This window comes from Halobellus sp. H-GB7 (assembly GCF_030848585.1).
GTDB lineage: Archaea > Halobacteriota > Halobacteria > Halobacteriales > Haloferacaceae > Haloquadratum > Haloquadratum inordinatus.
In genome coordinates this window covers 37,849-50,039 of record NZ_JAVDDW010000004.1, presented here as the reverse complement: position 1 = coordinate 50,039, position 12,191 = coordinate 37,849, and the positions used below count along the sequence as shown (strand labels likewise).

Below are 12,191 nucleotides of genomic sequence, written 5' to 3'. Positions count from 1 at the left end.
CGCGTCCTTCCCGCGCACTCAGAACGAGGTGTCGTCAAGCACCGTCTCGAACAGTGCCGCGACCACCAGTGCGCCGGCGACGATCACGCCCTCGACAATCCCGTATTGGAACGGGTAGACCGTGAGAGCGATCAGGACGCCGGCGCCGACGAGGCAAATCACCGCAACGAGTAGTGCGCGTGTGCGTCGCCGCATCGCTGTGAAGTCACCTCCGTACGCCGGATTACAGACGCCAAATCTGTAATATGTGTCGGCACCGCCGACACCGGATCACGTGCTCGCTGGGTGTGATCTTCCTCGCGAACGCAGTCCCGCGCTGTAGCGCTACGACGTTCGATTCGGGACGTCCAGCAGGTGGATATTTCTCTCTGCCGCACGCGCGCTCAGACACCTGATGACACAGGAGCGCGTCGGCCAGGGACGGGACGAATCGGGACCACTGGATACTTTCCGTCGCTTTTTCGCGCTCGAACGCGACGTGCTGGTGCTGTCGCTCGCGATGTTCGCGTTCAGTCTCGGCTTCCAGATGACGAACCGCTTCCTCCCGGAGTACCTCGTCGCGCTCGGAGCCAGCGGCTTCGTCGTCGGGCTGTTCGGCACGGTCGGGAACGTCATCTCGGCCGTCTATCCGTACCCGGGCGGTGCGATCTCCGATCGGATCGGCTCCCGCTACGCGCTGACCGTGTTCGGCCTGGTGTCGACGCTGGGGTTCACCGTCTGGCTCCTCGCGCCTGGCGTCGGTCCGGTGTCGCTCGCGGGCGTGACGATCCAGCCGTGGATCTGGATCTTCGTCGGCCTGCTGCTCGCGCAGGCGTGGAAGTCGTTCGGCCTCGGTGCCACGTTCGCGGTCGTCAAGCAGGCGACCGAGCCCTCGCGGTTGGCTGCTGGGTTCGCCAGTACGGAGACGTTCCGCCGGACGGCTTTCCTCGTCGGCCCCGTCCTCGCCGCCATCCTCATCGGTCTCCATCCGGCGTTTACGGTGAGTTTCCAGTACGTTCTCGGCGTCGCCGTCGCGTTCGGCGTCCTCGGGACGGTCGCCCAGCACCTGCTCTACGACGCCAGCAAGGACACGCTCGGTGACTCCTTCGCGGGGCTCGATCGAATCCGCCGCGACCTCCGCGAGATGCCGACGACGCTGCGGCCGCTGCTCGTCGGCGACACCCTGGTTCGGTTCGCCAACGGGATGGTCTACGTGTTCTTCGTGCTGGTGATCACGCGGATCTACCAGGTCGGATTCGCGACGACCGTCTCACTCGCCGGCTTCTCGTACGCGATCGACCTCTCTCCGGAGGCGTTCTTCGGCTACCTGCTCGGCGTGGAGATGCTCGTCGCACTGCTCGTGATGGCACCCGCAGCGAAGGCCGCCGAGCGCGTCGGCCTGAAGCCCGTCGTCGCGCTCGGGTTCGCAGTGTACGCGCTGTTCCCTGTCGTGCTCATCAACGCGCCGGGGACCGCGACGGCGATGGTCCTCGTCTTTGCGTTCTCGGGGTTGCGATTCGCCGGTCTCCCCTCGCACAAGGCGCTGATCGTCGGCCCCGCACAGCAGGGGGCTGGAGGGCGAGTCACTGGTACGTACTACCTGCTCCGGAATACGATCGTCATCCCTAGCGCCGCCCTCGGCGGGTACCTCTGGGAGTTCGTGAGTCCGGAGGTCGCGTTCACCATCGCCGCCGCAATCGGCGTCGTCGGCACGGGCTACTTTCTCGTCTTTGGCGAGGAGTTCGAGGCGTATGCATAACCAACGGTTACTTCGACCGCGGTACTCTCACGCCAACGGGATCGTTCTCCGTTCTTTCCCCCTCCACGATCCGACCGCTGATATTTAAACACGCTGTATATTCAATTCTGATAACAAGACACAGAGTTTATAATATCTTAGTATTTTCATTTGCGATATGGGGACAATCACCAAGCAAGAGCGGGGGCAGGTGGACGGGCAGCGATTAACCGAGAAGATCGGTATCGACGACGGAGAGATCAACTGGCGAAAGGACTTCACGCAGTTCGACGAAGCTGACTGCCAGAACCTCGAACAGACGGCGCCGGTTCTCGACGACATCGCCGAGGACCTCGTCGACGACTTCTACGATCACATTCAAGCGTACTCGGAGTCGGTCGCGATACTCGAGTCGTCCTCGAAATCGGTCGAAGCTCTCAAGAAAAGTCAGATCGAGTACTTAAAAGGACTCGGACGGGGAGAGTACGGGCGCTCGTACTTTGATCGGCGGGCTCGGATCGGGAAGATCCACGATATGCTCGATCTCGGACCGAAGATCTACCTCGGGGCGTACGCCATCTACTACGAGGGGATACTGCAGGGAATCGCGGACGAAGTAAAATCGAGCGTACGCGCGGCGGTCGACGAGCCCACGGCTGCTGCGCGGAACGGGCACGACTCGGCGTCTGCTGTCGAGGAAGCAGTCGAAGATGCTGTCGACACCGTCGTCGACCGGACGCTCTCGGTCCTCAAGCTCATCAATCTCGACCAACAGGTCGCGATGGACACGTATCTGCACTCCTACACCGAACGGATCGAGCGGGAACTCGATCGGCAGCAGTCTGTCGCCCGTGACGTCGACGCGTCCGTCAGTGCGCTGCGGGAGGCGTCTGACGACGTCTCCGAGTGCGCTCACGAGATCCGCGAGGTCACCGTCGAACAGTCCGAGAGTATGACAGAGGTCTCGGGTGAAGTCTCGAACCTCAGCGCCACCATCGAGGAGGTGGCGTCGACCGCGAACCAGGTCGCGACGACCAGCGAGCGCGCCGAGACGCTGGCCACGGAGGGACGCGAGTCGGCCGCGGACGCGATGGACGTAATGGACGACGTCGGCGAGGCCGCAGACGAGGTCAGCGACGACGTCGAACAGCTCAAAGCGCGCGTCGAAGAGATAGACGAGATCGTCGAGGTGATCAACGATATCGCCGATCGGACGAACATCCTCGCGCTGAACGCGTCGATCGAGGCCGCGCGGGCGGGTGAGGCCGGTGACGGATTCGCGGTCGTCGCCGACGAGGTGAAATCGCTGGCCGAGGAGTCACAGACGCAGGCCGGTCGGATCGAAACGATGATCGACGAGATCCAGGCTGACACCCAAGAGACGGTCGCCAGCCTCGATACGACGACCGAACGAATCGACACCGGCGTCGACAGCGTCGGCGCCGCGATGGCGAAACTGGACAACATCGCCGAGGCGGTCTCCGAGACGTCGAGCGGCATTTCCGAGGTCGCAGACGCGACCGACGATCAGGCAGCGAGCACCGAGGAACTCGCAGCGACGATCGACGAAGCGAGTCACCGCGCCGAACGTATGGAGACCAAGATCCAGGACGTCGCGGATGCGGTCGACCAACAGGGAGAGAGTATCGACGCGATTTCTGAAACCGTGCGAGAGCTCACGGATAACGGCCAGCAGCGGAATTCGGTCGGTTTGTGACGAGCGAAACTCTCCGTATCCGTCTCGACGCAGCCTCCCCGCAACACATACCCCCACGTTCAGTGCCGACCTGTCGCAGCGGCTCGGCGAGCCGTAGTGATGCGCTTGCCGGAGAATCCGACATTTCATATCGCGGTATAAAATTTATGACGCCGCTAGCGGCCACAGAGCATACCAAAACATTTCTTGTATCAAACCAAGCCATCAGTATGGCCCATCGGAAGCCACCGCTGTACGACGTGTACGCCGCAGATGCGACGTTCACGGAGTTCGGCGGATGGGATATGCCGGTCGAATTCGACTCGATTCGGGCGGAACACGCCGCCGTCCGCGAATCGGTCGGGATCTTCGACGTTTCGCATATGGGCGAAATCGTCGTCACCGGCTCGGATGCAACGGCGCTGATGCAACGGCTCACCTCCAACGACGTGAGCGCGCTCGCGCCCGGAGACTCCCAGTACGCGATGCTCACCGACGAATCGGGGACGATCGTCGACGATACGATCGTCTATCAGTTGCCCGACGAGGAGACGACGCGCTACCTGTTCGTCCCGAATGCGGGCCACGACGAGGAGGCGTATCGGCGATGGGTCGACCACCGGGACGAGTGGGACCTCGACGCGGAGGTCCGAAACGAGACCGACGCGTGGGCGATGCTCGCCGTCCAGGGACCCGACGCCCCGGACGTCGTCGACGCCGCGACCGACGTCGACGTGACGCCGCTCTCGTGGGGCGAGGCCACCTACGCCGACATCGACGGCGTCCGCTCGTGGGTGTCGCGGACGGGCTACACCGGCGAGGACGGGTACGAGATCCTGTGTCCGAGCGACGACGCCGAGACCGTCTGGTCGGCGTTCGAAGGCGACGTCACGCCCTGTGGCCTGGGCTGTCGTGACACCCTTCGTACCGAGATGGGCTTTCTCCTCTCGGGGCAGGACTTCGATCCCGTCGAGGAGCCACGCAACCCCTACGAGGCCGGCGTCGGCTGGACTGTCGACCTCGACACCGACTTCGTCGGCCGCGACGCGCTCGCCGAGATCGAACGCGAGGGCGTCACCGAGACGTTCGTCGGGCTAATCCTCCGCGAGCGCGGGATCGCCCGGCACGGCCACGAGATCGTCGCCGACGGCGAGGTCGTCGGGCACGTGACCAGCGGGACGATGAGTCCCACACTGGGAGAGGCGATCGCGCTGGGCTACCTCCCGACAGCCCTCGCAGACCCCGGCACCGAACTCAGTGTCGTCGTTCGCGACCAGGAGAAACGAGCGGAAGTCGTATCCACACCATTCATCGAGGACAACTAATGTTCGAAACACCCGAAGACCGCAAGTACCAGGAATCGCACGAGTACGCAACCACCGACGACGAGACCGTCACGATCGGCATCACCGACTTCGCACAGGACGAACTGGGCGACGTCGTCTTCGTCGAACTGCCCGAGGTCGGCGACGACATCGCCCAGGGCGAGGAGTTCGGCGTGGTCGAGTCGATCAAAGCCGTCTCGGACCTCTATGCCCCGATTTCGGGCACCGTCACCGAGGTCAACGAGGAGCTGTTCGACCGCCCGGAACTGGTGAACGAAGACCCCTACGGCGAGGGGTGGATGCTCAAAGTCGACCGCGCGGACGACGCGGACTTCGACGCGTTGCTCTCGGCCGACGAGTACCGCGAGCAGACCGAGTGAGGGCGGCAGTGAACGTGACTGCGATCGCGGTTGCTGTCCACAACGGAGAACACCGATGAGCAATCACAACCGACACGAACGCGCCCAGGGAAGTCCCTACGCACCGCACACGCCCGAAGACACGGCCGCGATGCTGAACGCGATCGGCCTCGAAAGCGAGGCCGAGTTGTTCGACGTCCCGGCGGCGGTCCGCTTCGAGGACGAGCTGGGGATCGAATCGCGGAGCGAGCGCGAACTCCGCGCGGAACTGTCGTCGACGCTCGCGAAGAACGCCGATCTGACGGAGTTCCTCGGCCGCGACCACCACTCCCACTACGTGCCGTCGCTGATCGACGAACTCTCCGAGCGATCGGAGTTCCTGACGTCGTACACGCAGTATCAACCCGAGATCACGCAGGGATTCCTCCAGGCGCTCTTCGAGTACCAGTCGCTCGTCGTCGAACTGACCGGCCTGCCGATCGCGAACTGTTCGATGTACGACGCCGCGACCGCGCTCGGTGAGGCCGCACGGCTCGCCGGGCGCGTCCGACAGGCGTCGGGGACGCGCGTGCTCGTCCCGGAGATCCTCCACGAGAACAAGCGCGCCGTCCTCGAAAACTACGTCGACGGCACCGACCTCACGGTCCACACGTATCCGATGGCCGACGGTACAGTCGACGTCGAGGCGCTCGCGGCGGCCGCCGACGAGGAGACGGCGATGATCTACGCGGAGAACCCGACTGTCCACGGGACGATCGAATCCCGACTCGCAGACGTTGGCGACGTCGCAGACGACGTCGAGGCGCTGTTCTGTCTCGGCTCGGACGTCGTCGCGCTCGGCTTGCTCACCGAACCGGCGAGCGTCGGTGCCGACGTCGTCGTCGGCGAGGCCGACGCGCTGGGACTGCCGACGGCCTACGGGATGGGTCTCGGTCTGTTCGCCACGCGCGAGGCGTTCCTCCGACAGGTGCCCGGCCGACTCGTCGGCGCGGGCGAGGACGCCGCGGGCAAGCGCGCGTACACGCTGACGCTGCAGACGCGCGAACAGCACATCCGCAAGGAGCGCGCGACCTCGAACATCTGTACCAATCAGGCGTGGGTGGCGCTGCGAACGGCGATGCACCTCGCGTGGCTGGGTCCCGACGGACTCGTCGACCTCGCGAGCCAGTGCGTTCGTGAGGCGCAGTCGCTCGCCGAGCGACTGAGCGAACTTCGAGGGGTCAAAGCCCCCGTCCACGACCGTCACCACTTCAGGGAGTTCCTCGTGCGGACCGATCAGCCTGCGTCCGCCATCGCGAACGACCTCGAAGCGAGCGGGTTCGCGGTCCACGTCGTCGACGACCACCGACTGCAGGTGTGCGTCACGGACGTGAACGCCGCAGCGACGGACGCCCTCGTAGCGGCGTTCGAGGAGGCGCTATAATGAATCACGATCAGGCACGCTACGGCGACGACGAACGGTACGAACCGCTGCTTTCCGAAAAGGACACGACGAGCGTCGACGTCGACGAGCAGTCGCCGCTGCCCGACGACCTGACGCGCGACAGCCTCGAACTGCCGGGCCTCTCAGAACCAGAGATCGCTCGGCACTACACGCGGCTCTCGCAGATGAACTGGAGCGTCGAGAGCGGTCCGTACCCCCTCGGGTCGTGCACGATGAAGTACAATCCATCGTTCACCGAGGACGTCGCAGCCGATCCCAACGGCGCCGTCCATCCCGATCGGTCCGAGGAGAGCCTGCAGGGGACGCTCGAAGTCCTCCACGGCCTGCAGGACTACTTAGCGCGCATCGGCGGGATGGACGCGGTGACGCTGCAGCCCCCCGCGGGCGCGGCCGGGGAGTTCACCGGCATCCTCGTCGCGAAGGCGTACCACGAGTCTCGCGACGACGACCGTTCCGAAGTGATTGTCCCCGCATCGGCTCACGGCACCAACTTCGCGAGCGCCGCGATGGCGGGCTACGACGTCGTCGAACTGCCCTCGGGCGAGGACGGCCGCGTCGACCTCGACGCACTGGAGGCGGCTGTCTCCGAGGACACGGCGGCGCTGATGCTCACGAACCCCAACACGGTTGGCCTGTTCGAGCGCGACATCGTCGAGATCGCCGATATCGTCCACGACGCGGGCGGTCTGCTCTACTACGACGGCGCGAACCTCAACGCGCTGCTCGGCCGCGCCCGACCGGGCGATATGGGCTTCGACGTGATGCACTACAACGTACACAAGACGTTCGCGACGCCGCACGGTGGCGGCGGTCCCGGAGCCGGTCCGGTCGGCGTCGTCGACGACCTCGTGGAGTTCCTTCCGAGCCCGCGGGTCTGCGAGACAGAGAGCGGGTACGAACTCTGCGAACCCGAACAGACCATCGGCAAGGTCCACGGCTATCAGGGCAACTGGCTCGTGCTCGTGAAGGCCTACGCGTACATCGCGCGCCTCGGCGACGAGGGGCTCGAAGACGCATCCGCGAAGGCGGTCCTGAACGCGAACTACCTCGCCGAACAGATCGACTACGAGATCCCCTACGAGCCGTTCCATCACGAGTTCGCCGCGACCGCGGGAGATCGAGACGCCGCCGACGTGGCAAAGCGGATGCTCGATTACGGCGTCCACCCGCCGACGACGAAGTGGCCCGAGTTCGTCCCCGAAGCGATGCTCACCGAGCCGACCGAGGCCGAGAGCCGCGCCTCGCTCGACGACCTCGCGGCCGCGTTCAACGCCGCGATGGCCGACTCGATCGAGGACGTCGAGAGTGCGCCCTCGAAGACGACGGCGCGGCGAATCGACCAGGCTGCGGCCGCGCGAAACCCGCGGCTCTCCTGGCACGCACTCGGCGACGAGGAATAGAACTCGCAGTCGGCAAGCGGCCTACGCGTCCGCTTTTGCAGTACTGATACCGTTGATCTCGATGAAGCCGTAGCCACACTCGCTGCAACGCCACTTCGTCTTCGTTCCGAGGTGCAGTTCCATCGACGCCGTCTTCCAGAACTCCGTGTTGCCACACTCGGGGCAGTCGTACTCGCGTTCGAGACTCATACCCGCGATTTTGGCGTGGTCGGTGTTGAAGATACTGATTCGGTCGATGTCGTGCACGAGAATAAACCGATACTCGCGATACGATTTGGCGCTGAGGCCGGTCAGTCGTCTGCGACTGTGGAGGTCGCCGCCGGCTTCGGGGCTTCTGTCCGGGCCTGTTCCGTGAGCGGCGTCCAGTTGAGATCGCCCGTGTAGTGGAGCGCGCGGTGGTCCTGCGTGGGATCGACGACCGTCAGCGAGAGCCAGTCGTTGTCCAGCAGGCCGGCCAGGTTTTCGTGTTCGGCTACGACGGCGGTCACGCGTTCGACGGGCGCGTGGATGACCGTCGAGAGACGGAGCGGCTGGTGGTACGGCTCGTCGTCCGCGCTCGTCAGCGACTGCAGGGGGAGACCGGTCATCAGATCGCCGCCGTTGCCCTGGTAGACGCCGATGTTTCCGACGGGGTTGTGCGTCACCTTCGAGCCGCTGCCGTAGACCGCGTTGTCGACCGTCGCGAAGTAGTACTGCGCGTTGATCCACTGGGTGACGACCATCGGGCCGGTCAGGATGGCTTCGAGGGCGTCGCCGTCGTCATCGGTCCGCCAGTCGTAGGAGTGGAGGAACGAACGGCCGTCCAGGTCGAGGTCGTCGGTGAGTTCTCTGGGGCCGATGACGAACCCCGCGTTGCCGGCCAGCCCCCACTCCGGACGCGTCTCCGCCCAGTCGGCCGCGCGGCGCTCGGTCTCGCGGACCCCTGTCTCGGTCTCGCCTCCCATATCGCCGGCCCGTTCGGCAGCCGCACCGGCGCGCGCGGTCGCGAGGTCGGCACGGAGCTGTTCGACGTCGTCTTCGTGCGTCTCTGGGACGCTCCCGTCGTACAGCTCCACCTCGTCGGTCGTCGTGTTGTGTTCGCCCGCGACGAAGACGGTGTCCTCGGGCACGTCGATCCCGCGCTCGCGGAGTTTCTCTCTGACCGCCTCGTCGTTACAGATGGTCGCGAGGACGCGCGCGTTCGGCCCGCCGGGGTTGCCGGCGCAGGCCCCACAGTCGAGACTCGAACCGAACGGATTGTTCGTCGTGTGGCTGGCGTGACCCGCGAAGACGACGACGCGGGCGAACTGCTCCCAGCCCGTCAACTCGAACGCCGCCGCGGCGTACTCGACTTTCTCCTCGAGGGTGAGTCCCTGCGGCAGCTCGTCGTCGGCACCCGGATGGTGATCCACCGACGGCTCACAGACCTCGTGGTCGCCCGGGAGACGCTCGTCGGTGGCGTCGGCGAGGTCGTAGACGCGCGCCGGGAGGAGCGTCCGGGTGGCCAGCGCCAGTCCGTAGCCCGCTCCCGTGCTCTCGACGAAACTGAACGCCGTCGCGGCGTTCGATTTCACGCTCTTCATTGCTTTCTCCGCGGTCGTGAGCGCGGTGTTCCAGCGGTCGTACGTGCGGTGATGATTCTCGTTGCAGTCCGCCGCTGGACGATCGTCGATGTGATGCTCCGCGTCGACGATCGGCGGGCAGGCGTCCACGGTCACGTCGGAGTCGTACCCCGAGTACCGCATCGGGATCCCGAAGAACCCGGCGTAGCCGTGGGTCTCGTAGTTGCCAGTCGCCTCGATGTGCCGGCGGATGATCTCCGAGCGCGTGTCGATGCAGAAGACGAACTGGGCGTCCGGGCGGTCCGACCCTGAGTCCGCCGCGGCCGACGCGCTCGCGTCGGTGAGCGAGTCGACCAGTTCCGCGCGGTAGGTCGCCTCCCACGCGCTCAGCCAGACCTCGGGGAGCGGGACGTTACCGTCGGCCGCTTCGACACCGCTGTCGACGCCGTCCGGCGATTCCTCGGGGGCGAGCGGCGCACCGAACAGGTCTGCGAGCGTCAGGCGCACTGCCAGGTATCCCGACAGCGTGATCGGATACGTCGACTGCCAGGCGTCGTTGTCGGCCGCGCGCTGCTTGATGAACCCCGTCCAGCCGGGGAGCGCGGTCAACTGGAACTCGAAGATGTCCTGCCACTCGCCGACCGGATACTCAGAGAGTCGGGTCCGAATCGCGTCGACCGGCTGTTCGGGGAGGTCGGCGATGGTCTCGTTTCCGGGGACGTCGCCGTCGTGTGGCGCCACCGTCCGGAACGCGTCGTAAAATCCCTGCTCGCGGTTCGGCATCGGCCACTCGGCGCGTCCCTGATCGAGGAACGCGGACAGCCACTTCGTCAGGACCGCATCGACCTGCTCTGCGGCCGGCGACCGCGCGGCGGTCGAGTCGCTCGCGCCCCCGGCTTCGATGCGGTCGAGCGTCGCCTCGGGATCGCCGTCGTAGCCGTTGGCACTCAGTTGGTCCCGCAGGATCTCGGGGTCGATCTGGCCGCCTTCCCACGCGCGGCGGAACGTCTCGGCGCTCGGGTATCCGTCGCCGCCGAGCAGTTCCTCGGCGTCAGCGACGGCCTCGTGAAACGGCCGGTCCTCGAACCCAGAGAGCGGGTTCGCGGTCACGAACGAGTGGAGTGGCCAGACCGCGCCGACCGATTCGGCCGCTGCGTCGATGCTCTCTTCGATGGCGGATTCAGTACTCATTGTAGTCCTCCGTCGTCGTCAACAGGGTGTCCGTGGGCGGCTGCGTCGCGTTCAACAGCGCGACGTACAGGCGCTGGCTGCGGCGGTAGACGCCGGTCTCGATCGCGAGGTAGACGGCGAGGAACGCGGCGCCGACGAGTCCGTAGGCGAGCGTCAACTCCGCTGGCTGTCCGATCGCGGGGAGACCGGAGAGCAAGCCCTCGATCACGCCGTAGACCGTGGCGTAGATTGCGATCGCGGGCAACGCGACCAGCGGAACCGCGCCGTACCGTACCAGGGTCGGAAGCGAGGTCTGCGTGACCACGTCGCGGGTGGCGTGCATCACCGTCAGGACGACGAGCCCCACGAGCAGGACGCCGCTGTCCAGTTGCGTGCCCTTTCCAGTGAGTCCGGCGAACACCGCGCCGCCCGCGAGCGCGGTGAGCACGATCACGGCGACGCCGGCGAGACCGACCGATCCCGACTGCTTTGTCTTCGTCTTCGTCGGGCTCTCGTGTGCGACCTCACCGCCCGACGAGAGGAACTGATACGCCTTGTAGAACCCGTGGAGGATGAGGTGGGTGATGGCGGCCCCGAAGAATCCCAGGCCGGCCTGCATAATCATAAAGCCCATCTGGCCGACCGTCGAGCAGCCGAGTTTGCCCTTGACGTCCGTCTGCACCGTTCTGAGAAGCTTTCCCAGAAGGGCGCTCGCCGCGCCGACGAGGACGATCGCGAGCATCACTCCCGCGTCGGCGGTCACCACCGGCGCGAAGCGAACCAGTAGCACGCCGCCGGCGTTGACGAAGCCGGCGTGCATCAGCGCCGAGGCGGGCGTCGGTCCCGTCATCGACGCGAGCAGCCACGTGTGAAACGGGACGAGTGCGGACTGGACCATCGCCGCCAGCAGGAGTGCGCCGGCGGCGAACAGCACGACCGTAGACGACGCGCCGGCGACGCTCGATGCGATCCCGGAGATCGTCGTCGCGCCCGTGTCCCACCACAGCGTCGCGAGCGCGATCGTGAGCAAGGCGCTGCTCGCGAGGAAGTACCGGCGCGCGAGTGAGGCTGCGGCCTGGGCCTGGGGCCAGCCCTCGACGTGTCCGATCAGGTCGGCCATCAGGAGCCCCATCGCGAGCCACGCGAGCCCGAACAGCGCGAGGTGGTCGGCTGCGACCAGCAGCATCACGGCCAGCGTGAAGGCGAACACGCGCCCGAAGAACCGGTCGATCCTCCGGCTCCCGGCCAGATAGCGCCGCGAGTAGCTGTGGACGATCCCGCTGAAGAACGTCACCGTCGCCCACATCACGGCGGTCAAGCCGTCGACAGCCACGAGACCCGCGATCTCCCAGCCTCCGCCGCCTCGGAACCGGACGGCGAGCACACCCAGGCTCACAATCCACAGGACCCACACGAGCCGCGTCAACGTCGCCGGCACGCGTGAATCGCCGTTCGTCGGCGTCGAAAGCTGTCCCACGGTCGTCGACTGCTCTTGTCCGGTCATCGTTTGGGGTGTCTGTGACCGACCACTGCGACGAC

Annotated in this window: 10 protein-coding genes; 6 read left to right on the top strand and 4 right to left on the bottom strand. The window is 65.9% G+C overall.

Annotation, left to right across the window (positions count from 1 at the left end; translation table 11 throughout):
• Nucleotides 1-18: 18 nt before the first annotated feature.
• Entirely contained in the window at nt 19-195 is a 177-nt protein-coding gene (locus tag RBH22_RS08785) for a hypothetical protein (RefSeq protein ID WP_158599350.1), read from the bottom strand.
• A gap of 199 nt (nt 196-394) precedes the next feature.
• On the opposite strand from RBH22_RS08785, the gene RBH22_RS08780 reads away from it, so the two are divergent.
• The 6 genes from RBH22_RS08780 (at nt 395) to gcvPB (ending at nt 7,941) form a co-directional block, all read left to right on the top strand.
• A complete protein-coding gene (locus RBH22_RS08780; RefSeq protein WP_306677255.1) occupies nt 395-1,738 on the top strand; it encodes an MFS transporter in 1,344 nt (447 codons plus the stop codon).
• 157 nt (nt 1,739-1,895) lie between these two features.
• The gene (locus RBH22_RS08775) at nt 1,896-3,434 is read left to right on the top strand and encodes a globin-coupled sensor protein (RefSeq protein ID WP_306677254.1); all 1,539 of its coding nucleotides are present in this window, start codon (nt 1,896-1,898) and stop codon (nt 3,432-3,434) included.
• Nucleotides 3,435-3,643: 209 nt separating this feature from the next.
• On the top strand, nt 3,644-4,738 hold the full coding sequence (gene gcvT, locus RBH22_RS08770; protein WP_256545701.1) for a glycine cleavage system aminomethyltransferase GcvT: 1,095 nt from the start codon (nt 3,644-3,646) through the stop codon (nt 4,736-4,738).
• Nucleotides 4,738-5,118 carry a glycine cleavage system protein GcvH gene (gene gcvH / locus RBH22_RS08765; protein ID WP_121569824.1) on the top strand — a complete coding sequence of 127 codons (381 nt, stop codon included), beginning with the start codon at nt 4,738-4,740 and terminating at the stop codon, nt 5,116-5,118. Before gcvT ends, gcvH begins: the two co-directional genes overlap by 1 nt.
• Before the next feature lie 55 nt (nt 5,119-5,173).
• Nucleotides 5,174-6,520, top strand: coding sequence for an aminomethyl-transferring glycine dehydrogenase subunit GcvPA (gene gcvPA / locus RBH22_RS08760; protein ID WP_306677253.1), 1,347 nt, complete (start codon nt 5,174-5,176; stop codon nt 6,518-6,520).
• The gene (gene gcvPB / locus RBH22_RS08755; RefSeq protein ID WP_306677252.1) at nt 6,520-7,941 is read left to right on the top strand and encodes an aminomethyl-transferring glycine dehydrogenase subunit GcvPB; all 1,422 of its coding nucleotides are present in this window, start codon (nt 6,520-6,522) and stop codon (nt 7,939-7,941) included. Before gcvPA ends, gcvPB begins: the two co-directional genes overlap by 1 nt.
• 21 nt (nt 7,942-7,962) lie before the next feature.
• On the opposite strand, the gene RBH22_RS08750 is transcribed toward gcvPB, so the two are convergent.
• The 3 genes from RBH22_RS08750 to RBH22_RS08740 form a co-directional block, all read right to left on the bottom strand.
• Nucleotides 7,963-8,130 carry a transposase gene (locus RBH22_RS08750; protein ID WP_256289254.1) on the bottom strand — a complete coding sequence of 56 codons (168 nt, stop codon included), beginning with the start codon at nt 8,128-8,130 and terminating at the stop codon, nt 7,963-7,965.
• A gap of 101 nt (nt 8,131-8,231) precedes the next feature.
• Nucleotides 8,232-10,673: a DUF2309 domain-containing protein gene (locus RBH22_RS08745; RefSeq protein WP_306677251.1), complete on the bottom strand. Its 2,442-nt coding sequence runs from the start codon at nt 10,671-10,673 to the stop codon at nt 8,232-8,234.
• Complete coding sequence (locus RBH22_RS08740) at nt 10,663-12,156, bottom strand: proton-conducting transporter membrane subunit (RefSeq protein ID WP_306677250.1); 1,494 nt, start codon at nt 12,154-12,156, stop codon at nt 10,663-10,665. Before RBH22_RS08740 ends, RBH22_RS08745 begins: the two co-directional genes overlap by 11 nt.
• Nucleotides 12,157-12,191: the final 35 nt, after the last annotated feature.

Coding starts and splice junctions, on each gene's coding strand:
- RBH22_RS08785 (WP_158599350.1), bottom strand. CDS start 195: ATGCGGCGACGCACACGCGCACTACTCGTTGCGGTGATTTGCCTCGTC.
- RBH22_RS08780 (WP_306677255.1), top strand. CDS start 395: ATGACACAGGAGCGCGTCGGCCAGGGACGGGACGAATCGGGACCACTG.
- RBH22_RS08775 (WP_306677254.1), top strand. CDS start 1,896: ATGGGGACAATCACCAAGCAAGAGCGGGGGCAGGTGGACGGGCAGCGA.
- gcvT (WP_256545701.1), top strand. CDS start 3,644: ATGGCCCATCGGAAGCCACCGCTGTACGACGTGTACGCCGCAGATGCG.
- gcvH (WP_121569824.1), top strand. CDS start 4,738: ATGTTCGAAACACCCGAAGACCGCAAGTACCAGGAATCGCACGAGTAC.
- gcvPA (WP_306677253.1), top strand. CDS start 5,174: ATGAGCAATCACAACCGACACGAACGCGCCCAGGGAAGTCCCTACGCA.
- gcvPB (WP_306677252.1), top strand. CDS start 6,520: ATGAATCACGATCAGGCACGCTACGGCGACGACGAACGGTACGAACCG.
- RBH22_RS08750 (WP_256289254.1), bottom strand. CDS start 8,130: ATGAGTCTCGAACGCGAGTACGACTGCCCCGAGTGTGGCAACACGGAG.
- RBH22_RS08745 (WP_306677251.1), bottom strand. CDS start 10,673: ATGAGTACTGAATCCGCCATCGAAGAGAGCATCGACGCAGCGGCCGAA.
- RBH22_RS08740 (WP_306677250.1), bottom strand. CDS start 12,156: ATGACCGGACAAGAGCAGTCGACGACCGTGGGACAGCTTTCGACGCCG.